Origin of the sequence: Streptomyces sp. NPDC006259, assembly GCF_042870975.1 — a bacterium.
In the GTDB taxonomy this organism is placed as follows: Bacteria; Actinomycetota; Actinomycetes; order Streptomycetales; family Streptomycetaceae; genus Streptomyces.
This window is the reverse complement of sequence record NZ_JBIAHY010000004.1, coordinates 129,063-154,113: the sequence shown is the minus strand read 5'-3', so window position 1 is coordinate 154,113 and position 25,051 is coordinate 129,063. Positions and strand designations below refer to the sequence as shown.

The window sequence follows — 25,051 nt, the reverse complement described above, 5'->3', positions numbered from 1 at the left end:
GGAACCCTTCGCTTGCGGATCTTGCCTTCTGATCTGTGGTTCCGCTGGTGTCGTGGTGTCACGTCCAGTGGAACCTCCCGTTTTGGTCAACGCCAGACGAGGGCCCCTGGTTCCCCGGTGCTCCCGGCGGCGGGCGTGGGCCGTCCGGGTGACGGCTCAGAACAGGGCGGTGTCGGCGAAGCGCAGCGCCAGTTGCGGGGCGCCGGAGAGGGCCACGCCGAGGACCGCGGTGAGGGTGAGGGCGGCGGTGAGGGGCGCGGGGACGGGGTGCTCGGCGGTTTCGCCCTCGGGGGCGCGGAACAGGAGGGCTGTCCACTGGAGGTAGTAGTACAGGGCGATCACGACGTTGGCGGCCATGACGACGGCGAGCCAGCCGAGGCCGGCGTCGACGGCGGCCGAGAAGACGGTGACCTTGGCGAAGAGTCCGATGATGCCGGGCGGCAGTCCGGCGAGGCAGAGCAGGAAGAAGGCCAGCGTCAGCGCGGAGAGCGGGTTCTTCGCGTACAGGCCCCGGTAGTCGGCGACGCGGTTCGTGGCGTGCGTGCGGCCGACCAGCGCGGCGACGGCGAAGGCGCCCAGGTTCACGGCGGCGTACATGAGGGCGTAGGCGACGGTGGAGCCGACGGCGTGCTCGGGGTCGTCGGAGTACGCGGCGGCGGCGATCGGGACGAGGAGGTAGCCGGCCTGTCCGACGGAGGACCAGGCGAGCAGGCGTACGGCGCTGTGCGCGCGCGTGGCCTGCTGGCGGAGGGCGCCGACGTTGCCGACGGTCATGGTGAGGGCGGCCAGTGCGGCCAGTGCGGGGCCCCACACGTCGGCGTACGAGGGGAAGGCGACGACCGTGACGAGGATGAGGCCGGAGAAGCCCACGGCCTTGCCGACGACCGACAGGTAGGCCGCGATGGGGAGGGGGGCGCCGACGTAGGTGTCGGGGACCCAGAAGTGGAAGGGGACGGCGGCCGTCTTGAAGGCGAAGCCGATGAGGGTGAGGACGACGCCGGTCTGGGCCAGGGTGTGGAACTGTCCGTCGACGTCCTGGATGCGGTCGGCCACCTGGGTGAGGTGGAGGGTGCCGGTGGTGGCGTAGACGAAGCTGATGCCCAGGAGGCTGACGGCGGTCGCGGTGACGGAGGACAGGAAGAACTTCAGGGCCGCCTCGGAGGAGCCGCGGTCGCCGTGCCGGATGCCGACGAGGGCGAAGGCGGGCAGGGAGGCGACCTCCAGGGCGACGACCAGGGTGGCGAGGTCGCGAGAGGCGGGCAGGAGGGCGGCGCCGGCGGCGGAGGACAGCAGCAGGAACCAGAACTCCCCCTCGGGGAGCCGTCCGCGCTCGTCCTTGAGGGCGGTGACCGACAGGAGGGCGGCCAGTAGTGCTCCGCCCAGCACCAGGAACTGGATGACGAGGGTGAAGTGGTCGGCCGTGTAGCTGCACACGCGTGTGTCGCCGGTCAGGCAGAAGGTGGAGCGGTCGCCGTCCAGGAGTGGCAGCAGGAGGGCCGCGGCGGCGGCGAGGCCGGCGACGGAGAACCAGCCGAGGAGCGGTTTGCGGCTCTCGGGGACGAACAGGTCGGCGACGAGGACGACGAGCCCGACGATCGCCGTGAGGGTGGGCGGGGCGATGGCGAGCCAGTCGACGGACTGGACGAGCGAGGGGGCGGCGAGGGGGGTCATCGGTTGCCTCCGGCGAGGAGCTGCTGCACGGCCGGGTCGGTCAGGCCGAGGAGTGCCTTGGGCCAGAGGCCGGCGACGACGGTGAGGACGACGAGGGGTGTCCAGGCCGCGAACTCGTACGTGCGGACGTCGGTGAGGCGTGCGGCGCCCTGCGGGACGGCGCCCATGCAGACGCGGCGGACCACGACGAGGAGGTAGGCCGCGGTCAGGAACGTCCCGAAGGCGGCGATCGCCGTGAAGGTGAGGAAGGCGGGGCGGTTGAGGCCGGCGGCGGGGTCGAAGGCGCCGAACAGGGCCAGCATCTCGCCCCAGAATCCGCCGAGGCCGGGCAGGCCGAGCGAGGCGACCGCGGCGAAGGCGAGGAGGCCGCCGAGACGGGGGGCCTTGCCGTAGAGGGCCGCCCCGGTCTTCTGCGCGAGGGTGTCGAGGTCGGTGGTGCCGGTGCGGTCCTTCAGGGCGCCGACGAGGAAGAACAGCAGGCCTGTGATGAGGCCGTGGGCGATGTTGGCGAACAGGGCGCCGTTGACGCCGGTCGGGGTCATGGAGGCGATGCCGAGCAGGACGAAGCCCATGTGGCCCACCGAGGAGTAGGCGATCAGGCGCTTGAGGTCGCCCTTGGCGCCCCGCCTGGCGAGGGCGAGGCAGGCCAGGGAGCCGTAGATGATGCCGACGACCGCGAGTGCGGCGAGGTAGGGCGCGAAGGTGCGGAAGCCGTCAGGGGCCACCGGCAGCAGAATGCGCACGAACCCGTACGTACCCATCTTCAGCAGGACGCCGGCGAGGAGCACGGAGCCGACGGTCGGGGCGGCGGTGTGGGCGTCGGGCAGCCAGCTGTGCAGGGGCCACATCGGGGTCTTCACCGCGAGTCCGATCCCGACCGCCAGAACGGCGGTGACCTGCACGGACGTGGTCAGGGACCGGCCGTTGTCAGTGGCGAGTGCCACCATGTCGAAGGTGCCCGCCTTGATTCCGATCAGGAGCAGGCCGAGCAGCATGACCACGGATCCGAGCAGCGTGTACAGGATGAACTTCCAGGCCGCCCGGGTGCGGCCGGCGCCGCCCCAGCGGGCGATGAGGAAGTACATCGGGATGAGGACCATCTCGAAGGCGAGGAAGAACAGCAGCAGGTCGAGGACGGCGAAGGTGGCGAGGGTGCCGGCCTCCAGGACGAGCACCAGCGCGACGAACGCCTTCGGGTTCGGGCCGGCGGGCAGGTTGAAGTACGAGTAGAGCGCGCACAGGAAGGTCAGCAGCGCGGTCAGGACCAGGAGGGGGAGGGAAATGCCGTCGACGCCGAGGTGGAGGCGCACGTCTAGCGCGGGGATCCAGCTGATGTCGGTCGTGGCCTGCATCTTCGACGGCTGGTCGTGGTCGAAGCCGAGCGCGAGGACGATCGCGGCGATGAGGATCGCGCCGGTCACGGTGACGCCGTGCCGCAGGACGGCCTGCTCGGGTGACTTCCCCTTCAGCCCGGGCGGGGCCGGCAGGAGGGCGGCGACCGCCCCGAGGAGCGGACCGGCCACGATCAATGCCAGAAGGAATTGCATCACGGACTCGCTGATATCGATCACGTCTGCTCACGCTCCCGTGGCGACGAGGAGGACGGCGACCACCAGGACGACGGTGCCGGCGAGCAGCGCGCTCACATAGGTCTGGACGTTGCCGGTCTGGGCTCGCCGTACGGCGGTGCCGAGCCAGCGGGGCAGGGCGCCCGCGCCGCGTACGTAGGTGTCGACGACCTCGCGGTCGAGGAACCGGACGAGGCTCGCTCCGGCCTGCACCGGGCGGACGAACAGGGTGGTGTGGACGGCGTCCAGGTGGAACCCGGTGGCCGCGTGGCGGTGCAGCGGGCCGAGCAGGAGCCGTCCGGGATCTGCCGGATCGGGCGCCGAGGCCACGGATCCGTAGGCAGGTGTGTGGGTCGCGATGGCCTCGGCCTCCACGAGTGCGGCGTCGCCCTCGGGATGGGCGGCGACCGCGCCGAGCGGGACACGGGCGGCGCGTGCGGTGGTGTGCCGCCAGGCGCTGTAGACGGCCAGGGCGCCCACGAGGGCCAGGCCGGTGCCGAGGACGGAGGTGGTGGGGGTCGGGGCGAGGTCGCGGCCGTCGAACCAGTCGGGCAACGAGCGGTAGGCGAATCCGCCGAGGGCGAGGGACGGCACCGCGAGCACCCACAGCACCACGGTCATCGTCAGGGGCTGACGGCCGTGGTCGGGGGCCTCGGCGCCGCGGCCGCGGAAGGCCAGCAGCCAGAGGCGGGTCGCGTAGGCGGCGGTGAGGACGGCGGCGAGCAGGCCGGCGACGAGGACGATCCAGCCGGCCGCGGCGGGGGCGTGCTCGGTGTGGCCGGTGGAGACGTGCTCGGCGGCGCCGAGGACGGACTCCTTGGAGAAGAACCCGCTGAACGGCGGGATCGCGGCGAGCGCGAGGAGGGCCACGGTCATCGTCCAGAAGGCGTCCGGAACGCGTTCGCGCAGGCCGGTCATGCGGGACATGGCGGCCAGCGAGTTGGTGCCGGACGCGTGGATGATCACGCCGGCCGCGAGGAACAGCAGCGCCTTGAAGGCTCCGTGGGAAATGAGGTGGAAGACGGCGGCACCGCGGTCGCCGACGGCGAGGGCGCCGGTCATGTAGGCGAGTTGGCCGATCGTCGAATAGGCGAGGACCCGCTTGATGTCGTCCTGGGCGAGCGCGGCGAGACCCGAGCCGACCATGGTGACCGCGGCCATGACGGCGAGGACGACCATCGCTGCCCGGGAGGCCTCGAACACCGGGAGGAGACGGGCGACGAAGTAGACACCGGCGGCGACCATCGTCGCGGCGTGGATCAGCGCGGAGACGGGTGTCGGGCCCGCCATCGCGTCCGGGAGCCAGGTGTGCAGCGGGAACTGCGCCGACTTTCCGGCCACGCCCGCCAGGAGCAGCAGGGCGATCGGCGTCGGGTGGTCGAGCCCGCCGTGCGCGACCGTGCCGAGGACCTTCGTGATCCGGAAGGAACCGGCGTCGGTGGCGAGGGCGAGGAGTCCGATGAGGAAGGGGACGTCGCCGAGCTTGGTGACGAGGAAGGCCTTGAGGGAGGCGGCGCGGGCCTCCGGGGTCTCCCAGTAGTGGCCGACCAGGAAGTAGGAGCAGATGCCCATCACCTCCCAGCCGACCAGCAGCACCATCAGGTCGCCCGAGTAGACGACGAGGAACATCGCGGAGGTGAACAGGGAGACGAGGGCGGCGTACGACGGGTAGCGCGGGTCGTCGCGCAGGTAGCCCGTGGAGTACACCTGCACGCAGGTGGCGACGAGGCCGACGAGGACGGCGACGAGGGCGGCGAAGCCGTCGATGTGCAGGGCCAGTTCGATCGGGACGGACCCGGTGGGCGTCAGCTCGGTGGCCGCGTCGACGGTCGCGTCCCCGCCCTGGCGTACGGCGACGATCGCGGCCAGTACGAGGGCGGCGAGGGTCGGCAGGACGGCGAGCGGGCGGACGAAGCCGGGGGCGGTGCGGCCGAGGAGCAGGCCGGTGGCGGCGCCGAGGAACGGAAGGAGGGGGACGAGGACGGCGAGGGTGGTCGTGGTCACGCGGTGGCCTCAGCCTTCTCGGCCGCGGGGGCGGTGCCGTCGTCGTCGGGCTCGTCGCCCCCGACGCTTCCGTGGCCCTCGGCGGTGTCGCGGAGCTTGTCGATGTCCGCGGTGCCGCGGTTGCGGTGGACGGCGAGGACGATCGCCAGGCCGATGCCGATCTCGGCGGCGGCGATGGCGATGGTGAACAGGGTCAGGGCCTGTCCGGAGTGCAGGGTGTCCTCGGCGGTCCGGCTGAGCCAGACGTCGAAGGCGACGAGGTTGAGGTTGACGGCGTTGAGCATCAGCTCGACGGACATCAGCACCAGGATCGCGTTGCGGCGGGCGAGGACGCCGTACAGGCCGGTGCAGAAGAGGAGGGCGGAGAGCACGGCGGGATAGGCGAGGTGCATCAGCGGGCCCCTTCCTGCTCGGCCGGATTTTTCCGGGCATCCGGGACGGATGGGGAACTCTCGCCGGTGGGTCGGGAGTTCAGAGGGGGAGAGCTTCGCTCCGCCTTCGCCTTGCGGGACAGGACGATCGCGCCGACCAGGGCCGCGAGGAGAAGGACGGACAGAGCCTCGAAGGGCAGGACCCAGTTCTGGAAGAGGCTCGCTCCGGTGGCCGAGGTGGAGCCGGCGGCCGGGCCGTCCAGGTCGATCCAGGTGGCGCGGAAGGCGTCGACGACCACCCAGACGAGGGAGGCCGCGGCGGCGACGGCGACCGTGAGGGCGGCCCACCGGTTGCCGGAGTCCGCGTCCGGGGAGCGGCCGATGGGCGCCCTGGTGAGCATCAGACCGAAGAGGAGGAGGACGACGACGGAGCCCACATAGATCAGCACCTGCACCCAGGCGATGAACTCCGCGGTGAGCAGCAGGTATTCGACGGCGAGTCCGCCGAGGGTCACCACCAGCCAGAGGGCGGCGTGCACCAGCTGCTTGGTGGTGACGGTGACGAGGGCGGCGCCGAAGGTCACCAGGCCGACGAGGAGGAAGGCGATCTCCACGCCGGTCGGGGACAGGAAGCCGTGGGGTGCCTGAGCGAGGGTCACGCCTCGCCTCCCTGGGGGTTGTCGTCCGGTCCGGGCGGGGTGGCCTGGCCCGCCCGAGTCGGCGGGGCGGCCGGCGTCGCCGGGGTGGCCTGCGTCGCGGGGGTGGCCTGCGTCGCGGGGGCCGTCTGAATCGACGGGGTGGCCTGCGTCGCCGGGGTGTTCTGGGCGGCAGCCAGCTTCTCGGCCGTCTTGCGGGCGGCGGCGATCTCCTTGGGTTCCTCCGCGCCGGGGTCGAGGGCGGGCGGGGCCGGCACGGTCCACATCCACTCGCGGAGCTTGTCCCGCTCGTGGGTGAGTTCGCGGATGTCGGTCTCGGCGTACTCGAACTCCGGTGACCAGAACAGGGCGTCGAAAGGACAGACCTCGATGCAGATACCGCAGTACATGCACAGGGCGAAGTCGATGGCGAAGCGGTCGAGGACGTTGCGGCTGCGTTCGCGGCCGCCGGGGGTCGCCGCCGGGACGGTTTCCTTGTGCGAGTCGATGTAGATGCACCAGTCCGGGCACTCGCGGGCGCACAGCATGCAGACCGTGCAGTTCTCCTCGAACAGGCCGATCACGCCGCGGCTGCGGGGCGGGAGGTCGGGCTGGGCGTCCGGGTACTGCTCGGTGACGGTCTTCCGCGTCATCGTGCGGAGGGTGACGGCCAGGCCCTTGGCGAGGCCGGAGCCGGGGATCGACAGGCGGGGCCGCCCGGAGGACGTCGTGGAGGCGCCGTGGTCGGGTGACGGACGGGACACTAGGAGATCACCACCTTGACGACGCCGGTGAGGGCGATCTGGGCGAGGGAGAGGGGGACGAGGAGGGTCCAGGACAGCTTCTGGAGCTGGTCCTCGCGCAGGCGGGGATAGGTGACGCGCAGCCAGATCACGACGAAGGCGAGGGCCGCTGTCTTCAGGAGGGTCCAGACCCAGCCGAGGCCGTCGGCACCCCAGGGGCCGTGCCAGCCGCCCAGGAAGAGGACGGTGGTCAGCCCGCACAGGACGACGATCCCGGCGTACTCGGCGAGGAGGAACAGGGCGAAGCGGAGGCCGGTGTACTCGGTGTAGGCGCCGAAGATGATCTCCGAGTCGGCGACGGGCATGTCGAACGGGGGGCGTTGGAGTTCGGCCAGGCCGGCGATGAAGAAGACGATCGCGCCGACGATCTGCCAGGGCAGCCACCACCACTCGAAGGCGTCGACGACGCCGGTGAGGGACACCGTGCCGGCCGCCATGGCGACGGAGGCGGCGGTGAGCAGCATCGGGAGTTCGTAGGCGAGGAGCTGGGCGGCGGTGCGCAGTCCGCCGAGGAGGGAGAACTTGTTGGCACTCGCCCAGCCGGCCATGAGGGAGCCGAGGACACCGACGCCCATCACGGCCAGGACGAAGAAGACACCCGCGTCGACGACCTCGCCGACGGCGCCCTCGCCTGGGCCGACGGGGATGACGAGGAGGACCAGGAGGTACGGGAGCAGGGCCACTGCGGGAGCCAGCTGGAAGATACGGCGGTCCGCGCCCGCGGGGACGATGTCCTCCTTCTGCGCGAACTTCACGCCGTCCGCGACGAGCTGGGCCCAGCCGTGGAAGCCGCCCGCGTACATCGGGCCGAGGCGGCCCTGCATGTGGGCCATCACCTTGTGCTCGGTCTGACCGACGATCAGGGGGAAGGTGAGGAAGACGACGAAGACGATCAGGAGTCGCAGCGCGACGTCGAGAGCGTCGTTCACTGCGGGCCTCCCTGGGGGTTCGTGGGCGTCTCGTTGGCGGGGCGGTCGTTCTCAGGGGCGGGAGTGGGCATGACGTCCGGGTCGTCCGCGTGGTTCGTGAGGTTCGGGTCGTCCGCGTGGCTCGGGTCGTCCGCGTGATCCGTGGCGTCCCCGGCGTCCGCGTGATCCGGCTCGCTCGCGCGGTCCGGGTCGGGAGGCGGGGTCTCCTCCGGTGCCGGCTGATCGGCGGACGACGGTTGCCCGGGCGCGGGCGGTTCGGTCGTCGCCGGTTGCTCCGGCTCGGCGTGCCTCGCGTCCCGTTCCGGGTCGGCGAAGGCGGGACGGGCGTGATGCCAGGGTGCGTCGGAGCTGCGCGGGGCAGGCGTGGGACGGGCCCCGCTGGGAGTGGTCCCGCCTGGGACCGGAGCCTCCGGGAAGGTCTTCTCCGGAGAGCCGCCTCCCTGGGACATGTCCTCCTCGGACGCGTGCTCCTCGGACGCGTGCTCCTCCGACCTGCCGCCCGAAGGCGTGTCCGGCCGGGAGGTGCTGTCCGGGGACGCGTCGCTCGAAGGCGTGTCCGGCCGGGAGGTGTCCTCCGGGGACGCGTCCTCCGTCCGCTGTGAGGCGGACCCTTGGCTCACGCTTCGGGAACGGCGGGGTCCGGCTCCGGCCGTGCTGCGGTGAGCGCTCGGAGCGGTCGGAGCCGTCGGAGCCGTCGGAGCCGTCGGAGCCGTCGGAGGGGACGTGCCCTCGGTCCCGGCCGTCGGCTCGGTCTCCGGCCGAGCGGTGGGCCGGCTCGACGACTGGCCGGCCGACTGGCTCGCCGAGCCGTCTGCGGCTGTCCGCGCGCGTCGTGCGGGGCGTTCGGGGCGATCGGCCACGGTCTGTGAGGACTCCGCGGCAACGGCCGGAGTGTCCGCCGTTTGGCTGGCCGGCACGCCGGCCGTCCCGCTCGTCGGCCCGCTCGTCGACTGGCTCGCCGAGCCCTCCGACGCCGTTCGCGCACGCCGGGCCGGGCGATCGCCGGTCGGGGCGACCGGACGGTCGCCGGTGGGACGGGACGGGCGGTCGCCGGGGGGTGTGCGGGGGGCTCGGGCAGGGCGGGCCGGGGCGGCGGGGAGTTGGCCCTTCAGGGGTCCCCACTCATTGGGGTCGGGGACGCCCGGGGGCAGCATCTGCCGGCGTTTGGGGCCGCCGTGTTCGGACTCGCCGGGTTCCTTCGCGCCGGGCCAGGCCTTGGCGACGCGGGCGGCGAGGACGAAGTCCTTGCGGAGGGGGTGACCCTCGAAGTTCTCGGGAAGGAGGAGGTGGTCCAGGGCCGGGTGGTTGTCGAAGACGACGCCGAACATTTCGTGGGTCTCGCGTTCGTGCCAGGCCGCGCCCGCGTAGACGTCGACGGCGGAGGCGAGCGTCGGGGCCTCGTGCGCGACCGTCGTGCGCACCAGGAGCCGGCGGACCGGTGCCAGGGCGACGACGTGGGCCGAGACGCGGAAGCCGGTGCCCGGTTCGTCGACCGCGCTGAGCCAGTCGAAGTAGGTGCAGCCCAGACGGTCGCGGGCCGCGAGCAGCGCGGTCGTCCAGGACTGGGGCGGAACGTCGACCGTCAGGACCTCGTACGACTCCTCGGCGGTGGCCTCCGGGCCGAAGAGTTCCCCGGCGGGGGCGGGCAGCCAGCCGACGGTGGTCATCGGGCGTCCTCCTGGGTGGCCGGCGGCCGTACGAGCCCGCTCTGGAGGGCCGCCGCCGAAGGACGGTCGGCGCCGGTGGCGTACCGCTCGCCCAGCGACTCGCGCGCGATCTTCTCCTGGAGTTTGAGGATCCCCTGGAGCAGCGCCTCGGGGCGGGGCGGGCAGCCGGGGACGTACACGTCGACGGGGATGATCTGGTCGACGCCCTTGGTGACGGAGTAGGAGTCCCAGTAGGGGCCGCCGCAGTTGCTGCACGCGCCGAAGGAGATGACGTACTTCGGCTCGGGCATCTGCTCGTAGAGGCGCTTGACGGCCGGGGCCATCTTGTCCGTGACGGTGCCGGAGACGACCATGAGGTCGGCCTGGCGCGGGCCGGGCGCGAAGGGGATGACGCCCAGCCGGATGAAGTCGTGGCGGGCCATCGACGCGGCGATGAACTCGATCGCGCAGCAGGCGAGGCCGAAGTTGAAGACCCAGAGCGAGTAGCGGCGTCCCCAGTTCAGGATGACCTTCATCGGCTCCGGGGCGAGGCGGGCCAGGGCGCCCAGCCTCTTCGGTTCCGGAAGGAGCACCGGTTCCGGCAGGGGTACCGGTTCGGGGTGGAGCACCGGCTCGGGGGCGGTCGGGTTCACGTCCATGTCAGGACGCCCTTCTTGTAGGCGTACAGCAGGCCCACGGCCAGGAAACCGAGGAAGACGAACATCTCCACGAGCGTGGCCGCGCCGTAGCCGGGGGCGGCGAAGATCGTCGCCCAGGGGAACAGGAAGATCGAGTCGACGGCGAAGATGACGTAGAGGAAGGCGTAGACGTAGTAGCGGACCTGGGTGTGGGCCCAGCCCTCGCCGACGGGGTCGACGCCGCACTCGTAGGTCAGGAGCTTCTCGGGGGTGGGGACGACGGGGCGCAGCAGGCGGCCCGCGCCGAACGCGACCGCGACGAACAGCACGCCGATGACGGCGAGGAGTCCGACGACCGCGTAGGAGTCGAAGTAGTCCGACGCCACGACGACCGTCGGCTCCCTCAGCGCTGCTTGCGACGACTGCGGCACGGTCCGTCCCTCGCTCCCCGACCCGACCTCGGCCTGTTCGACGATCTGTACGCACGGGAGTCTAGGGCCTGATAAAGGCACGGTAAGCAGGTCGTCACGGCTGGGGCAACGGGGGTGGGGTTTTCCCCAGGGACTCCTGGTGGCGAACTCCATGGCGCGGGGGCGCGCCGCGCGGCACGCTGACCCGTATGACCGTATCCAAACCCGCCCCCACGGCCGTGCGTCCGCGTGCCGTGCCCGTCGCGCCCGCCGCCGACCCGGACGTACCGGGGCGTGACGGGCCGTTGCCGCGCGCCCGGTTCGCCTACGACCCGCAGACGTGGAAGGAGATCGCCCACCTTCTGACGAACCTGCCGATGTCGGTCGTCGGCTTCGTGTACGTCATGACGGTGCTGTTCACCGGCGCCACGCTGACGCTCACGGTGGTCGGGCTGCCGCTGCTCGCGCTCGGCCTGCTCGGGGCGCGGCTGATCGGCCGGTTCGAACGGGGCCGGGCTCGGATGCTGCTCGCGGTGCGGGTGGAGGAGCCGAGCCCGCTGCCGTTGCGCCGGGCGGGAAATGTCCTGCAACGCATGTGGCTGGTGCTGAAGGACCCGGTGGCCTGGCGGACGGTGCTCTACGACTTCATCCGGCTGCCGTGGGGGATCGTCACCTTCGTGGTGACGCTGACGTCGCTGTTCGTGCTGTGGCCGGTGCTGCCGTTTCTGGCGCGGGGGCTGACCAACGCGGACCGGGCGATGGTGCGGGCCCTGCTGTGCCCGTCCGACGAGCTGGAGCGGCGGATCGCCGAGCTGGAGTCCGACCGGGGGATCGTGGTGGACACCGCCGCGGCCGATCTGCGGCGCATCGAGCGGGATCTGCACGACGGGGCCCAGGCACGGCTGGTCAATCTCGCGATGGGGCTCGGCCTGGCCAAGGAGAAGTTGCTGGAGGACCCGGACGCGGCCTCGGTGATGGTCGACGAGGCGCACGGCGAGGTGAAGCTCGCGCTCCAGGAGCTGCGCGATCTGGCGCGCGGCATCCATCCGGCCGTGCTGACCGACCGGGGGCTGGACGCGGCCCTGTCCTCGGTGGCCTCGCGGTGCACGGTTCCGGTGCACGTCACGGCCGATCTGCCGACACGGCCCGCGCAGGCCATCGAGGGCATCGCCTACTTCACGGTCTCCGAGCTGCTCCAGAACGTCAGCAAGCACAGTGGGGCGAGGTCGGCGTCCGTGGACGTGTGGCGGGTGGAGGACCGGCTGCTCATCCAGGTGTCGGACGACGGGCGGGGCGGGGCGCGGCTCGACGGCGGGACGGGGATGCGGGGGCTGGCCGACCGGCTGGGCGCCGTGGACGGGCTGTTCATCGTGGACTCCCCGGCCGGAGGGCCTACGACCGTGACGGCGGAGCTGCCCTGGCGGGACCGGACGGAGCCGGCCGCCTGAGGTACGGAGCCGACCGCCTGAGGTAGGGAAAACCCCCCTCCCAAGACGCCGACGGACGCCATGGTCCGCGGGTCCCCGGCCGAGGAGGGTGGAGATAGGGGACGACACCTGCGGACGAGACAAGGGAACGGACGACGCCGATGGCCACGCAGTACGGGCGGTACGAGGACTACCAGGACTACGGGGACCACGGGGACCACGGGAACCCGGCGGGCCGGTCGCCGGGCGGGGAGACGCCCGGGGCCGGGGCCGGGGGACGTCGGCGGCATCGGCTGCCGGCCGCGCTGCGGGCGCCGGTCGAGGGACGTGCCTGGCGGGAGTTCGCCTACGTGCTCCTGAGCCTGCCGATCAGCATCGTCCTGTTCGTCTTCGCGGTCACGATGCTGTCGGTGGGGGCGGGCCTGCTGGTGACGTTCCTCGGGGTTCCGGTGCTGGCGGCGGGGCTGGCGGCGTGCCGCGGCCTCGGCGGGGTGGAGCGGGCGCGGGCGCGGGGGCTGCTCGGACTGGACGTGGCCACGCCGGAGCCGTTGCGTCCACGGGGGCGGGGGGCGATGTCCTGGATGGGCGCGGTGCTCAGGAGCGGCACGTCCTGGCGGCACGTCCTGTACGCGGTGCTGCACCTGCCGTGGGCGGTGTTCTCCTTCTCCGTCGCGATCGTCTTCTGGGTGTACGGCTGGGCGACGCTGACGTATCCGCTGTGGTTCTGGCTGTTCCCGCTCTACGGCGGGCAGGACGGGCTCCAGCTGTACGGCGACGACGGGCACCGGGTGTACCTGGACAACCCGTTCGAGATCACCGTGACGGCGTTGGTGGGGCTGTTGTTCACGCTGGCCACGCCGTGGATCGTGCGGGCGCTGACGACGGTGGACCGGGTGATGGTGCACGGACTGCTCGGGCCGTCGCGGCTGGCGTCGCGGGTGGTGGAGCTGGAGTCCGACCGGGGCGTCGTGGTCGATACGGCGGCCGCCGACCTGCGGCGTATCGAGCGGGATCTGCACGACGGGGCGCAGGCGCGGCTGGTGGCGCTGGCGATGGATCTGGGGCTCGCGAAGGAGAAGCTGCGGGAGGATCCGCGGGAGGCGGCGCGGATGGTGGACGAGGCGCACGGTGAGGTGAAGACGGCGTTGCAGGAGCTGCGGGATCTGGCGCGGGGCATCCATCCGGCCGTGCTGACCGACCGGGGGCTGGACGCGGCCCTGTCCTCGGTGTCCTCGCGGTGCACGGTGCCGGTGCGGGTGGAGGTGGATCTGGCGGAGCGGCCGGCCGCGGCGATCGAGGGGATCGCGTACTTCACGGTGTCGGAGCTGCTCCAGAACGTCAGCAAGCACAGTGGGGCGAGGTCGGCTTCCGTGGACGTGTGGCGGGTGGAGGAGCGGTTGATGGTGCAGGTGAGTGATGACGGGGTGGGCGGGGCGGATGCCTCCGGCGGGTCGGGGCTGGCCGGGCTGGCCGGGCGGCTCGATGCGGTGGACGGGATCCTGGTGGTGGACTCGCCGGTCGGAGGGCCTACGCGGGTGACGGCGGAGCTGCCTTGGCGGGGTGGGATGTAGGGGTCGCCTCGCCCCCGCCGCCCCTGCCCGTCCCGTCCCGTCCCCAGGGGCTCCGCCCCTTCCACCCCGCCGGGGGATCCGACCGGCCCATCCGGGCGGGGGATCCGACCGGCCCATCCCGGCGGGGGTCCGGCCCTCCCGCCCCGCCCGGGGGATCCAAACCTCCCGCCCCCGCGGGGGCGCAGCCTGATCCACCCCGCGGGGGCGCAGCCCGATCCACCCCGCGGTGGTGCAGCCCGTTCCACCCCGCGGGGACTGCGTCCCCGGCACCCCAGCAGGGGCTCCGCCCCGCACACCCCCACACGAGCCCCACCCGAGCCTCATCCCTTCCCACCGCCCCACACCGCACCGCCCCCCCCGTGGCCGGCTGCGGTCGTGCGGGATGTGCCGGGACGGCAGGCCCCCGCCCGCATGTCGGCGGGGATTTTCCGTCGTCGCGGCCGGACGCCCCCGGCGAGGGGCGTTTGCTGGGATGCTGGGGCCGTTCTGTGGACGGACGGTTATGGCTGGGGGGCCGGAGAGCGTGGAGGTCAGGGTGCGGGTGGTCATCGCCGAGGACTCGGTGCTGTTGCGGGAGGGGCTCACGCGGTTGTTGACGGACCGGGGGCATGACGTGGTCGCCGGGGTGGGGGATGCCGAGGCGTTGGTGAAGACGATCACCGAGCTGGACGCGGAGGGGGCGCTGCCCGACGTGGTCGTGGCCGATGTGCGGATGCCTCCCACTCACACCGACGAGGGGGTGCGGGCCGCCGTACGGCTGCGTAAGGCGCATCCGGGGCTCGGGGTGCTGGTGCTGTCGCAGTACGTGGAGGAGCGGTACGCCACCGAACTGCTGGCCGGTTCCAGCCGTGGGGTGGGTTACCTGCTCAAGGACCGGGTCGCCGAGGTGCGGGAGTTCGTGGACGCGGTGGTGCGGGTGGCCCAGGGGGGTACGGCCCTCGACCCGGAGGTGGTCGCGCAGCTGCTCGGGCGCAGCCGTAAGCAGCATGTGCTGGCCGGGCTGACCCCGCGGGAGCGGGAGGTGCTGGGGTTGATGGCCGAGGGGCGGACGAACTCGGCGATCGCGAAGCAGCTGGTGGTGAGCGACGGCGCGGTGGAGAAGCACGTGAGCAACATCTTCCTCAAACTCGGGCTGTCCCCCAGCGACGGGGACCACCGCCGGGTGCTCGCCGTGCTCACCTACCTCAACTCCTGACGGTGCGGATGTGCCGACTCACGACGGTGCGGATGTCCCGACGCCCGACGGCGCGGATCAGGGTGGCGGTGACGAAATAGGGGGTGCGTCTTGGTCGTGCCTGCTCGGACACCCGCCGTCGTGGGAAATCATGGGGAGTCGGGGCGCCGGGCCGTCACAGGGGAGTGACCGTCGTACGAATGGCCAGGGAAGGCGACCCTTACGGACGTAGGGTTGATCCAGGGAGGGCCCTCGGGAGGGCCTCTCCCCCGGACAGCGCCTCGAGGGAGGTCCAGTTCAGTGACCAGTCAGGTCAGCAGCCCAGCGGAACAGGCCGACGGAAGCGACGGAGCGGACGAAGCCGTCGTGGGAGAGCAGCGCAAACCGGGCGGGACGAAGGACGTACGCCGTCTCGACCGGGTGATCATCAGGTTCGCGGGGGACTCGGGTGACGGTATGCAACTCACCGGTGACCGTTTCACCTCGGAGACGGCGTCGTTCGGCAACGACCTGTCGACCCTGCCGAACTTCCCCGCCGAGATTCGCGCGCCCGCCGGCACTCTTCCCGGCGTGTCCTCGTTCCAGCTGCACTTCGCCGACCACGACATCCTGACGCCGGGCGACGCGCCCAATGTGCTGGTCGCGATGAATCCGGCGGCTCTGAAGGCCAACATCGGCGACGTCCCGCGTGGCGCGGAGATCATCGTCAATACGGACGAGTTCAGCAAACGGGCGATGCAGAAGGTGGGGTACGCGGCCTCGCCGCTGGAGGACGGGTCCCTCGACGGTTATCAGATCCACCCGGTCCCGTTGACCACCCTGACCGTCGAGGCTCTCAAGGATTTCGACCTCACCCGCAAGGAGGCCGAGCGCAGCAAGAACATGTTCGCGCTCGGCCTCCTGTCGTGGATGTACCACCGCCCGACGGAGGGGACCGAGAAGTTCCTGAAGTCGAAGTTCGCGAAGAAGCCGGACATCGCGGCCGCCAACATCGCCGCGTTCCGGGCGGGCTGGAACTTCGGTGAGACGACCGAGGACTTCGCGGTCAGCTACGAGGTCGCTCCGGCGGCGAAGACGTTCCCCGTCGGCACCTACCGGAACATCTCCGGGAACCTGGCGCTGTCGTACGGGCTGATCGCCGCCTCCCGGCAGGCCGATCTTCCGCTGTTCCTCGGCTCGTACCCGATCACGCCGGCCTCGGACATCCTGCACGAGCTGAGCAGGCACAAGAACTTCGGCGTGCGCACCTTCCAGGCCGAGGACGAGATCGCGGGCATCGGCGCGGCGCTGGGGGCCGCCTTCGGCGGGTCGCTGGCGGTGACCACCACCTCCGGCCCCGGCGTGGCGCTGAAGTCGGAGACCATCGGTCTGGCCGTGTCGCTGGAACTGCCCCTGCTGGTCGTCGACATCCAGCGCGGCGGGCCGTCGACCGGTCTGCCGACCAAGACCGAGCAGGCGGACCTGCTCCAGGCGATGTTCGGGCGCAACGGCGAGGCCCCGGTCCCGATCGTCGCGCCCCGCACGCCCGCCGACTGCTTCGACGCGGCCCTGGAGGCGGCCCGGATCGCGCTGACGTACCGGACCCCGGTGATGCTGCTGTCCGACGGCTACCTCGCCAACGGTTCCGAGCCCTGGCGGATCCCCGAGCTGGAGGAACTGCCGGATCTGGCCGTCCGGTTCGCGCAGGGCCCCAACCACACCCTGGAGGACGGCTCCGAGGTGTTCTGGCCGTACAAGCGGGACCCGCAGACCCTCGCCCGGCCGTGGGCCGTGCCGGGCACGCCGGGTCTGGAGCACCGTATCGGCGGGATCGAGAAGCAGGACGGCACCGGCAACATCTCCTACGATCCGGCCAACCACGACTTCATGGTCCGCACCCGGCAGGCCAAGATCGACGGCATCGACGTGCCGGACGTCGAGGTGGACGACCCGCACGGGGCGAGAACCCTGGTCCTGGGCTGGGGGTCCACCTACGGACCCGTCACCGCGGCCGTACGCCGACTGCGGGCGGCCGGGGAGGCGATCGCGCAGGCCCATCTGCGGCATCTCAACCCGTTCCCGAAGAACCTGGGAGGGGTGCTGGGGGCGTACGACAAGGTGGTGATCCCGGAGATGAACCTCGGCCAGCTCGCGACCTTGGTCCGGGCGAGGTATCTGGTCGACGCTCACTCGTACAACCAGGTCAACGGCATGCCGTTCAAGGCGGAACAGCTCGCCTCGGCGCTCAAGGAGGCCATCGATGGCTGAGACGACCACGGAGGGCACGGGCACGGTCGAGGCGCTCTCGCTCGTCCCCAAGGCCGAGGGCCGCCAGTCGATGAAGGACTTCAAGTCCGATCAGGAAGTGCGCTGGTGCCCCGGCTGCGGTGACTACGCGATCCTGGCGGCCGTCCAGGGCTTCATGCCGGAGCTGGGGCTGGCCAAGGAGAACATCGTCTTCGTCTCGGGCATCGGCTGCTCCTCGCGCTTCCCCTACTACATGAACACCTACGGGATGCATTCGATCCACGGGCGGGCGCCCGCGATCGCCACCGGGCTGGCGGCCTCCCGGCGGGACCTGAGCGTGTGGGTGGTGACCGGCGACGGGGACGCCCTGTCCATCGGCGGCAACCACCTCATCCACGCCCTGCGGCGCAACGTGAACCTCAAGATCCTGCTGTTCAACAACCGGATCTACGGCCTGACCAAGGGGCAGTACTCGCCCACCTCCGAGGTCGGCAAGATCACCAAGTCGACGCCGATGGGTTCGCTGGACGCGCCCTTCAACCCGGTGTCGCTGGCGCTGGGCGCGGAGGCGTCGTTCGTGGCGCGCACGATCGACTCCGACCGCAAGCATCTGACGGAGGTGCTGCGTCAGGCCGCCGCCCATCCGGGCACGGCGCTGGTGGAGATCTACCAGAACTGCAACATCTTCAACGACGGCGCCTTCGACGCGCTGAAGGACCGCGAGTCGGCCGACGAGGCGGTGATCCGGCTGGAGCACGGCCGGCCGATCCGGTTCGGCGGCGACCGTTCCCGGGGGGTCGTGCGGGACCGTGCGACCGGCGATCTGAAGGTGGTGACGGTGACCGCGGAGAACGAGTCCGACATCCTGGTCCACGACGCGCACTCCGCGTCCCCGACCACCGCGTTCGCGCTGTCGCGGCTGGCCGACCCGGACACCCTGCACCACACGCCGATCGGCGTCCTGCGCTCCGTCGAGCGGCCGGTCTACGACACGCAGATGGCCGACCAACTGGACGCGGCGATCGAACGGCACGGCAAGGGCGACCTGGCGGCGCTGCTGGCGGGCGGGGACACCTGGACCGTCGTCGGCTGAGGCCGCCGACAGCTCCCCCACACGCACACCTGCACGCACAGGCACACGCACCGCACCGCACGCGTGAGTGCGTCACATGAGGCCCGGAACCGCCGTGGTTCCGGGCCTCTGTGCGTGGCCGGCGCCCGCCCTCCACTTACTTTGACATCAGTACCTTACTTCAAAGTGGGTACTTTCCCATGGTTAGCGCATCCCCTAGGGTTAGTTTCACACCGCACCCCCCAAGGAGTTCTGAACCATGAGCATCGTCGTCACCGGAGCCACCGGACACCTCGGCCGTCACGTCGTGGAGCAGCTGCTGGGCAAGGTCCCCGCGGAGGGGATCACGGCCGTCGTGCGCGACGAGGCCAAGGCCGCCGATCTCGCCGCGCGCGGTGTCAGGCTCGCCGTCGCCGACTACAACGCCCCCGAGACCTTCGACGGCGTGTTCGCCGCCGGCGACAAGGTCCTGCTGATCTCGGGCAGCGAGGTGGACAAGGGCCGCCCGGCCCAGCACCAGGTCGTCATCGACGCGGCGAAGGCGGCCGGTGTCGCCCTGCTGGCGTACACCAGCGCGCCCGCCCGCCTGAGCGCCGCGCTGGCCGACGACCACCGCGCCACCGAGGAGGCCCTGCTCGCCTCGGGTCTGCCCTACAGCCTGCTGCGCAACGGCTGGTACCACGAGAACTACACCGAGAACCTCGGCCCGGTGCTGGAGCACAACGCCGTCGTCGCCGCCGCCGGCGAGGGCCGCGTCTCCTCCGCCTCCCGCGCCGACTACGCGGCCGCCGCGGTCGCCGTACTGACCGGCGAGGGGCACGAGAACACGGCGTACGAGCTGGGCGGCGACGAGGCGTGGAGCTTCGCCGAGTACGCGGCCGAGCTGAGCCGGCAGACCGGCAAGGAGATCGCCTACCACTCCGTGTCCACCGAGGCCCTGGTCGGCGTCCTGACCGGCGCGGGGCTGCCGGAGGCGTTCGCCGCGATCCTGGCCGGCGTGGACGCGTCGATCGAGAAGGGCGAGCTGGTCGTCTCCACCGGTGACCTGTCCCGGCTGGCCGGCCGTCCGACCACCCCGATGTCCGAGGCGATCGCGGCCGCGCTCAAGGGCTGACCCGCCGCGCTCGACCGGAGCCGGCACTCCCCGCTCCGCATCCGGAATCGACGACCCCCGCCTGTCATGACCGTATGGCGATACGGGCATGACAGGCGGGGGCGTCCGGCGTTACCTTCGTCCACGCATACCGATGGTGAGGTCGTGAGAAGGAGGGGCCCGTGACCGGGACGTCCAAGGGTGGTGAGGGCCGGACAGGCCTGCTGAACGGCTTCGCCGCCTACGGGATGTGGGGCCTCGTCCCACTCTTCTGGCCGCTGCTGAAGCCCGCCGGCGCAGCGGAGATCCTCGCCCACCGCATGGTGTGGTCCCTCGCGTTCGTCGCCGCCGCGCTGCTCGTCGTACGACGCTGGAAGTGGGCCGGTGAGCTGGTGCGCCAGCCGCGCCGGCTCGCGCTCGTCACCGTGGCCGCCGCCGTCATCACCGTCAACTGGGGCGTCTACATCTGGGCGGTGAACAGCGGCCATGTCGTCGAGGCGTCCCTCGGTTACTTCATCAACCCGCTCGTCACCATCGCCATGGGCGTCCTGCTCCTCAAGGAGCGGCTGCGGCCCGTGCAGTGGGTCGCGGTCGGCATCGGCCTCGCCGCCGTCCTCGTGCTGACCATCGGATACGGCCATCCGCCGTGGATCTCGCTCTGTCTGGCCTTCTCCTTCGCCGTCTACGGGCTGGTGAAGAAGAAGGTCGACCTCGGTGGGGTCGAGTCGCTCGCCGCCGAGACCGCCATCCAGTTCCTGCCCGCGCTCGGCTATCTGCTGTGGCTGTCCACGCACGGCGGCTCCACCTTCACCAGCGAGGGTGCCGGACACTCCGCGCTTCTCGCCTCCACCGGCATCGTCACCGCGCTCCCGCTGGTCTGCTTCGGCGCGGCGGCGATCCGGGTGCCGCTGTCCACCCTGGGCCTGTTGCAGTACATGGCGCCGGTCTTCCAGTTCCTGCTCGGCGTCGTCTACTTCGGCGAGGCCATGCCGCCCGAGCGCTGGGCCGGTTTCGCGCTGGTCTGGCTGGCGCTCGTGCTGCTCACCGGGGACGCGTGGCGCTCCTCGCACCGGACGGCCCGGACGGCCCGCGCGGCCCGGTTGCTCGCCGCCGAGACCAGGGTGCCCGGCGCCACGGAGGCGGCGGTGCGGAAGGCGGAGAACGTGCCGTCCACGGCCGACGACGCTCCGCAGGCCTCCCCCGTCACCAAGCCGTAGACAGCGGCGGGGCGGTGGTGGTCGTCTTCGTCGTCGCGGAGTTCGCGGCGGCGGGGCGGGAGCGGGCGGGCGTACCGGGGGCGGCCGGGGTGAGGCGGTCCTGGTGAAGCCGGCCGCCGCGTGGGCGCGCCGACCACCGCGGCCGGTCGGCTCCCGCGTGGGCGCGACCGACCACCACGGGCACCCGGGCAGCCGACCCTCGCGTGCGCGCGACCGATCACCACGGCCCCGGGGACCAGCTCATCACCGCCCCGAGACCAGCTCATCACGGCCTCGCGGAGCATCGCCCGAGCCGGTGGCCGAGACGGCCCCGCAGACCGTCGCCCGAGCCGGTGGCCCAGAGGGTGACCGAGCCGGTGACCGAGCCGGTTGCGGTACTTTCGTCGGCCTGACCTGCCGCCCCTCCCCCGCGGGCGAGGGCCGCCGCCGCGCCGGCCGCGGCGCTCAGCTCGGCGTGCGCCGTCCTCGGGCCCGGTGTGCCCGCACCTTCTCGCGGTTGCCGCAGTGTTCCATCGCGCACCAGCGGCGGCGGCCGGGGCGGGAGGTGTCGACGAAGAGCAGCCGGCAGTCGTGTGCCCCGCATTCACGGACGCGGTGCGCGTACGGGCCGGTGAACAGGTCGATCGCGTCGCGGGCCACGGTCGAGAGCAGGTGGGTGCCGGTGGCTCCGGGTGCCCAGGCACGGGTGCCGTCCGGGGCGAGGCGGGAGACGAGCGGGGGCTCGGCCGCGGCCGCGTTGAGGGCGTCGAGGTGCTCGGGCCGCTGCGGGCGGCCGTGGGCCCGGTCCGCGGTGAGCAGGAAGAGGGCGTCGCGCACTTCCCTCGCTCGGGCCAACTCGCCTTCTGAGACAGCGAGTTCCAGCCCTTCGGGCAGTCGGCTGCGGGTGGTCCAGGCGATGAGGTCGGCGGGCCGGTGCAGCACCTCGTAGCGGGCGAGGGCGCCGGGGCCGCCGGTGGTCAGCAGTTCCAGACAGAGGGCGCCCGGATCGAACCGGTAGGGCTTGCCGTCGTGCGAGACCAGCGTGACACCGGGAGGACGACCGGCCGGTGGCGCCGGGGCGCTCGACACCGCCCTCTGCGCCGACGCCCCCGGATCCGCCGACGTCGCCAGACCTGCGGACGCCCCCGGACCCGCCGGCGCCGCCGGATGTGCTGAGGCCTCCGGATGCTCCGGCGTTTCCGTTGCGCGCTCGCTCATGTAACCAATATAACTGGTTACATGAGCGAGACACCCACAGCGGAACCCACGCCCGTCCACTGGAAGCTCGTCGTCGACGCCCTCGACCCCCACTCCCAGGCGGACTTCTGGGCCGCCGCACTGCACTACACGGTCGAGGACAACAGCGCTCTCATCGAGCGCCTGCTGGGACTCGGCGCCCTGCCCGGTGCCGCGACGGTGGAGCACCATGGCCGCCCGGCCTTCCGGGACCTGATCGCCGTACGGCATCCCGCGGACCCCTTCGACGCGGACTCCGGCACCGGACTGGGACGGCGACTGCTGTTCCAGCGGGTGCCGGAGGAGAAGACGGTCAAGAACCGGCTCCACCTCGACCTGCACCCCGGTGCGGGACTGCGGGACGAGGAGGTCGAGCGGCTCACCGCACTCGGGGCCGGCGTGCTGCGGGAGGTGAGGGAGCCGTCTGGGGCATGGGTGGTGATGACGGACCCGGAGGGGAACGAATTCTGCGTGCACTGAGCCCGGTCCGGGCCGTGACAAGGGGTTCCGAAGCGACCGGCCGACGAAGGCTCCGTTATGTGAACTCCCTGTCCTGATAGCGCTCTTGACGGAGAGTTGGCCAGAGCTTCACCATCCAGGCACCCCATTCACTGTGGGTTCCCTGTGGCCAACCCGCGGGGAACCCCTCTGGAACTCGGAGCCCCCCACCATGAAGCTCTCCGTTTCCGGGCGGGCGACGGCGACCGCCGTCGTCGCGGCCGCCACGCTCCTCGCCACCGGATCCATAGCCGGCGCCGCGCCCGCCCCCGAGCCCGTCGCGATCGCGGCCGCGCCCGACATCCCGGTGGCCGACGTCAAGGCTCACCTGACCCAGCTCCAGTCCATCGCCACCGCCAACGGCGGCAACCGAGCCCACGGCCGCACCGGCTACCGGGCCTCCCTCGACTACGCGAAGGCCAAGCTCGACGCCGCCGGCTTCACCACCACGATCCAGCAGTTCACCGCGTCCAGCCGGGTCGGCTACAACCTGATCGCCGACTGGCCCGGCGGCGACACCAACCAGGTCGTGATGGCAGGCTCGCACCTCGACAGCGTCACCTCCGGTGCCGGCATCAACGACAACGGGACCGGCTCCGCCGCCGTCCTGGAGACCGCCCTCACCGTCGCCCGCACCGGCTACCACCCCACCAAGCACCTGAGATTCGCCTGGTGGGGCGCGGAGGAACTCGGCCTGGTCGGCTCGCGTTACTACGTGAACAACCTGTCCTCCACGAACCGCGCCCGGATCAGCGGTTACCTCAACTTCGACATGATCGGCTCGCCGAACCCCGGCTACTTCGTCTACGACGACGACCCGACCATCGAGCAGACCTTCAAGACCTACTTCGCGGGCATCGGTGTCGCCACGGAGATCGAGACCGAGGGCGACGGCCGCTCCGACCACGCGCCGTTCAAGAGCGCGGGCGTCCCGGTCGGTGGCCTCTTCACCGGGGCGAGCCGCACCAAGACGGCGGCGCAGGTCACGAAGTGGGGCGGTACGGCCGGGCAGGCCTTCGACCGCTGCTACCACTCCTCCTGCGACACGACCGCCAACGTCAACGACACGGCCCTCAACCGCAACGCGGACGCACTCGCGTACGCGGTGTGGACGCTGTCGCAGTAAGACCGGCGGGGCAGGTCGGCGAGGGGGGCGGGACCGGCTCGGTCGGTGGATCCGATCGGGTCGGGTCGAGTCGGATCGGGTCGGATCGGGTCGGATCGGATCGGCGACATGCCTGTCCCCCCGGGGGTCGTGCCCTGATCCTGCGGGCGCGCCCCAACCCTGCGGGCGCGCGCCTAACTCTGCGGGCGCGCGCCCGAGTCGCGGGCCCGTCCGGCCAGCCGGGTCATCCGGGCGGTCGCCGACTCCCACTCCTCGGCGTCGTCGGCGGCCGGGCCGCCCTCGGTGACCAACTCGGCCCACAGGCCGAGCAGTTCGGTACCCAGGTTCAGCCCCTGGAAGGGGTCGCGCACGGCACGCCAGGCCGTCGCCGCGCTCTGCACGTTGCCGTACGCGGCCTCCGCGTCCCCGTTGCCGCGGTGGATGCCCGCCAGGTCGAGCGAGAGGTGGAAGGAGCGGACCGGGTCCCCGGCCAGGTAGGCGATGTACGCGGCGAGTTCGCGCAGCCGGAGCACCTCGGGGTGCTCCGGCCCCAGCGTCGCCGACGCCTCGGCCACGGTCCGCTCCGCGAGCGCCGCGGCCGTGTCCGTACGCCCCGCCCGCACGGCCTCGTTGATCCGCGAGATCGGCTCGCCCAGCAGCGCGGGCGCCCCGTCGGCGCCGGGAAGCGAGCGCGGGTCGTCCCCGAGCACGGCCTCCGCCACCGCGTCGAAGCCACGGGCGGGGGTCGGCCTGGGCTCGGGATCGGGCTCCAGCCCGAGCGCCACCTCCGGGGAGGCCAGGAGGGCGGGATCAGGGGTGCGGAGGGGAGCGGGGCGGGAAGTGGGCAGGGGCGCGTGCGGGGCGGGGAAGGGGTTGGGCCGGGAGTCGGGGTAACCGTCGGGTTCCGGGCTGAGGGCCGGGGCGGGGGACGGCTGCGCGGTGTTGGCCGGCTCCGCGGCCGGGTGCGGGCGGGCGTCCTCGGGGGTACGGTCCATCACCGGCGGGGGGCCGAACACGCCCGTCGGGGCGGCGGCCGCGCCCGGAATCCCGTCCCGCGGTTGCGCCGGCCCGGCCGCGCCCGGAAATCCGTCCCGCGGTTGCGCCGGCTCGCGGCGCAGGAAGTGTGTGGGCTTGTCCTGCCGGGTCGGGGCGTGCTCCTCGGACGGCGGCGAGGCCGACGAGGGCGGGGCGAGGGGGGAGGTGAGGTGTGTGCGCCCCTCGGTGGGCGGGGCGAGGGGAGTGAGCGGTGTGCGCCCCTCGGTGGGCGGGGCCGACTGCCGGTCACCCGGCTGCCCCCCGGGGGCCACCCTCAGGGGCTCGCCCGCGAAGTGGCTGGAACCGTCCGGCTCCACGCGCAGCGGGACGACGTAGCCGATGCGCTCGTCGTGGACCGTGGCGAGTACCGGGTGGCCGGTGGCGAGGGCGATGCGGTGGAGGTGGCCGAGGACCGCCTGCTGGAGTTCCTGCCCGTCGGCGGCGACGACGGGAACGCCGCCGATGCTCGCCGGCCCGCCCCCGGAGACCTGCACGTCGAGCGGCGCCACCGCGACGGCCTGCCGCCCGTCGTACTGCTGTGCCCGCTTCTTCTCGCGGCTGAGTCGAGACATCGGTTCCTCACCCTGACACGTCGCCGTGCGCGTACGTCGCGCTCATAACCCGTGCACCCACACGTACACGTACTGTTGAGTCTCTCCGGCCGCGCCCGGTCCGCACGTCACCGCGACGTCACAGCCTCGTTCCAAGGACCCGCGGCCACGGGGATCCGGCGGTGGGTCCGG

Annotated in this window: 21 protein-coding genes; 9 read left to right on the top strand and 12 right to left on the bottom strand. The window is 72.1% G+C overall.

The window, feature by feature from the left end; genetic code table 11:
* Positions 1-156: 156 nt before the first annotated feature.
* The 10 genes from ACFYO5_RS17280 to ACFYO5_RS17235 all read right to left on the bottom strand — a co-directional run bounded on the left by ACFYO5_RS17280 (position 157) and on the right by ACFYO5_RS17235 (position 10,672).
* Positions 157-1,671, bottom strand: a complete 1,515-nt coding sequence (locus tag ACFYO5_RS17280; protein WP_388709476.1) for an NADH-quinone oxidoreductase subunit N — start codon at positions 1,669-1,671, stop codon at positions 157-159.
* Entirely contained in the window at positions 1,668-3,242 is a 1,575-nt protein-coding gene (locus ACFYO5_RS17275) for an NADH-quinone oxidoreductase subunit M (RefSeq protein ID WP_388709474.1), read from the bottom strand. The genes ACFYO5_RS17280 and ACFYO5_RS17275 overlap by 4 nt, the downstream gene beginning before the upstream one ends.
* Before the next feature lie 6 nt (positions 3,243-3,248).
* Positions 3,249-5,243 carry an NADH-quinone oxidoreductase subunit L gene (locus ACFYO5_RS17270; RefSeq protein ID WP_388709472.1) on the bottom strand — a complete coding sequence of 665 codons (1,995 nt, stop codon included), beginning with the start codon at positions 5,241-5,243 and terminating at the stop codon, positions 3,249-3,251.
* On the bottom strand, positions 5,240-5,635 hold the full coding sequence (gene nuoK, locus ACFYO5_RS17265; protein WP_388709470.1) for an NADH-quinone oxidoreductase subunit NuoK: 396 nt from the start codon (positions 5,633-5,635) through the stop codon (positions 5,240-5,242). The genes ACFYO5_RS17270 and nuoK overlap by 4 nt, the downstream gene beginning before the upstream one ends.
* On the bottom strand, positions 5,635-6,273 hold the full coding sequence (locus ACFYO5_RS17260; RefSeq protein ID WP_388709468.1) for an NADH-quinone oxidoreductase subunit J: 639 nt from the start codon (positions 6,271-6,273) through the stop codon (positions 5,635-5,637). The genes nuoK and ACFYO5_RS17260 overlap by 1 nt, the downstream gene beginning before the upstream one ends.
* Positions 6,270-6,902: a 4Fe-4S binding protein gene (locus tag ACFYO5_RS17255; RefSeq protein ID WP_388710382.1), complete on the bottom strand. Its 633-nt coding sequence runs from the start codon at positions 6,900-6,902 to the stop codon at positions 6,270-6,272. Before ACFYO5_RS17255 ends, ACFYO5_RS17260 begins: the two co-directional genes overlap by 4 nt.
* A 110-nt stretch (positions 6,903-7,012) precedes the next feature.
* Positions 7,013-7,981, bottom strand: a complete 969-nt coding sequence (locus ACFYO5_RS17250; protein WP_356560373.1) for a complex I subunit 1 family protein — start codon at positions 7,979-7,981, stop codon at positions 7,013-7,015.
* The gene (locus tag ACFYO5_RS17245) at positions 7,978-9,648 is read right to left on the bottom strand and encodes an NADH-quinone oxidoreductase subunit C (protein ID WP_388709466.1); all 1,671 of its coding nucleotides are present in this window, start codon (positions 9,646-9,648) and stop codon (positions 7,978-7,980) included. Before ACFYO5_RS17245 ends, ACFYO5_RS17250 begins: the two co-directional genes overlap by 4 nt.
* Entirely contained in the window at positions 9,645-10,286 is a 642-nt protein-coding gene (locus tag ACFYO5_RS17240) for an NADH-quinone oxidoreductase subunit B (RefSeq protein ID WP_388709464.1), read from the bottom strand. Before ACFYO5_RS17240 ends, ACFYO5_RS17245 begins: the two co-directional genes overlap by 4 nt.
* Positions 10,277-10,672, bottom strand: coding sequence for an NADH-quinone oxidoreductase subunit A (locus ACFYO5_RS17235; RefSeq protein WP_388710380.1), 396 nt, complete (start codon positions 10,670-10,672; stop codon positions 10,277-10,279). The genes ACFYO5_RS17240 and ACFYO5_RS17235 overlap by 10 nt, the downstream gene beginning before the upstream one ends.
* A 212-nt stretch (positions 10,673-10,884) precedes the next feature.
* On the opposite strand from ACFYO5_RS17235, the gene ACFYO5_RS17230 reads away from it, so the two are divergent.
* From ACFYO5_RS17230 to rarD, 7 genes are all read left to right on the top strand, one after another.
* Entirely contained in the window at positions 10,885-12,123 is a 1,239-nt protein-coding gene (locus tag ACFYO5_RS17230; RefSeq protein WP_388709462.1) for a sensor histidine kinase, read from the top strand.
* 140 nt (positions 12,124-12,263) lie between these two features.
* On the top strand, positions 12,264-13,673 hold the full coding sequence (locus tag ACFYO5_RS17225; RefSeq protein WP_388709460.1) for a sensor histidine kinase: 1,410 nt from the start codon (positions 12,264-12,266) through the stop codon (positions 13,671-13,673).
* A gap of 502 nt (positions 13,674-14,175) precedes the next feature.
* On the top strand, positions 14,176-14,868 hold the full coding sequence (locus ACFYO5_RS17220; protein ID WP_388709458.1) for a LuxR C-terminal-related transcriptional regulator: 693 nt from the start codon (positions 14,176-14,178) through the stop codon (positions 14,866-14,868).
* A gap of 279 nt (positions 14,869-15,147) precedes the next feature.
* Complete coding sequence (locus ACFYO5_RS17215) at positions 15,148-17,094, top strand: 2-oxoacid:acceptor oxidoreductase subunit alpha (RefSeq protein WP_388709456.1); 1,947 nt, start codon at positions 15,148-15,150, stop codon at positions 17,092-17,094.
* Positions 17,087-18,166, top strand: coding sequence for a 2-oxoacid:ferredoxin oxidoreductase subunit beta (locus ACFYO5_RS17210; protein ID WP_388709454.1), 1,080 nt, complete (start codon positions 17,087-17,089; stop codon positions 18,164-18,166). Before ACFYO5_RS17215 ends, ACFYO5_RS17210 begins: the two co-directional genes overlap by 8 nt.
* 238 nt (positions 18,167-18,404) lie before the next feature.
* Positions 18,405-19,259 carry an SDR family oxidoreductase gene (locus tag ACFYO5_RS17205; protein ID WP_388709452.1) on the top strand — a complete coding sequence of 285 codons (855 nt, stop codon included), beginning with the start codon at positions 18,405-18,407 and terminating at the stop codon, positions 19,257-19,259.
* A 161-nt stretch (positions 19,260-19,420) separates the two neighbouring features.
* Positions 19,421-20,455, top strand: coding sequence for an EamA family transporter RarD (rarD, locus tag ACFYO5_RS17200; RefSeq protein ID WP_388709450.1), 1,035 nt, complete (start codon positions 19,421-19,423; stop codon positions 20,453-20,455).
* A gap of 444 nt (positions 20,456-20,899) precedes the next feature.
* Here rarD and ACFYO5_RS17195 read toward each other — a convergent pair whose 3' ends face one another.
* Positions 20,900-21,475 (bottom strand): CGNR zinc finger domain-containing protein, encoded by a 576-nt coding sequence (locus ACFYO5_RS17195; RefSeq protein WP_356560481.1) that lies wholly within the window; start codon positions 21,473-21,475, stop codon positions 20,900-20,902.
* Positions 21,476-21,673: 198 nt separating this feature from the next.
* On the opposite strand from ACFYO5_RS17195, the gene ACFYO5_RS17190 reads away from it, so the two are divergent.
* Together ACFYO5_RS17190 and ACFYO5_RS17185 are read left to right on the top strand one after the other, a co-directional pair.
* Complete coding sequence (locus ACFYO5_RS17190) at positions 21,674-22,150, top strand: VOC family protein (RefSeq protein WP_356560384.1); 477 nt, start codon at positions 21,674-21,676, stop codon at positions 22,148-22,150.
* A gap of 190 nt (positions 22,151-22,340) precedes the next feature.
* Positions 22,341-23,294, top strand: a complete 954-nt coding sequence (locus ACFYO5_RS17185; RefSeq protein ID WP_388709448.1) for a M28 family metallopeptidase — start codon at positions 22,341-22,343, stop codon at positions 23,292-23,294.
* Between the two features lie 173 nt (positions 23,295-23,467).
* On the opposite strand, the gene ACFYO5_RS17180 is transcribed toward ACFYO5_RS17185, so the two are convergent.
* A complete protein-coding gene (locus ACFYO5_RS17180) occupies positions 23,468-24,880 on the bottom strand; it encodes a tetratricopeptide repeat protein (protein ID WP_388709446.1) in 1,413 nt (470 codons plus the stop codon).
* Positions 24,881-25,051: the final 171 nt, after the last annotated feature.

Coding starts and splice junctions, on each gene's coding strand:
- ACFYO5_RS17280 (WP_388709476.1), bottom strand. CDS start 1,671: ATGACCCCCCTCGCCGCCCCCTCGCTCGTCCAGTCCGTCGACTGGCTC.
- nuoK (WP_388709470.1), bottom strand. CDS start 5,635: ATGCACCTCGCCTATCCCGCCGTGCTCTCCGCCCTCCTCTTCTGCACC.
- ACFYO5_RS17255 (WP_388710382.1), bottom strand. CDS start 6,902: ATGACGCGGAAGACCGTCACCGAGCAGTACCCGGACGCCCAGCCCGAC.
- ACFYO5_RS17245 (WP_388709466.1), bottom strand. CDS start 9,648: ATGACCACCGTCGGCTGGCTGCCCGCCCCCGCCGGGGAACTCTTCGGC.
- ACFYO5_RS17240 (WP_388709464.1), bottom strand. CDS start 10,286: ATGGACGTGAACCCGACCGCCCCCGAGCCGGTGCTCCACCCCGAACCG.
- ACFYO5_RS17230 (WP_388709462.1), top strand. CDS start 10,885: ATGACCGTATCCAAACCCGCCCCCACGGCCGTGCGTCCGCGTGCCGTG.
- ACFYO5_RS17225 (WP_388709460.1), top strand. CDS start 12,264: ATGGCCACGCAGTACGGGCGGTACGAGGACTACCAGGACTACGGGGAC.
- ACFYO5_RS17220 (WP_388709458.1), top strand. CDS start 14,176: ATGGCTGGGGGGCCGGAGAGCGTGGAGGTCAGGGTGCGGGTGGTCATC.
- ACFYO5_RS17210 (WP_388709454.1), top strand. CDS start 17,087: ATGGCTGAGACGACCACGGAGGGCACGGGCACGGTCGAGGCGCTCTCG.
- ACFYO5_RS17205 (WP_388709452.1), top strand. CDS start 18,405: ATGAGCATCGTCGTCACCGGAGCCACCGGACACCTCGGCCGTCACGTC.
- ACFYO5_RS17190 (WP_356560384.1), top strand. CDS start 21,674: ATGAGCGAGACACCCACAGCGGAACCCACGCCCGTCCACTGGAAGCTC.
- ACFYO5_RS17185 (WP_388709448.1), top strand. CDS start 22,341: ATGAAGCTCTCCGTTTCCGGGCGGGCGACGGCGACCGCCGTCGTCGCG.
- ACFYO5_RS17180 (WP_388709446.1), bottom strand. CDS start 24,880: ATGTCTCGACTCAGCCGCGAGAAGAAGCGGGCACAGCAGTACGACGGG.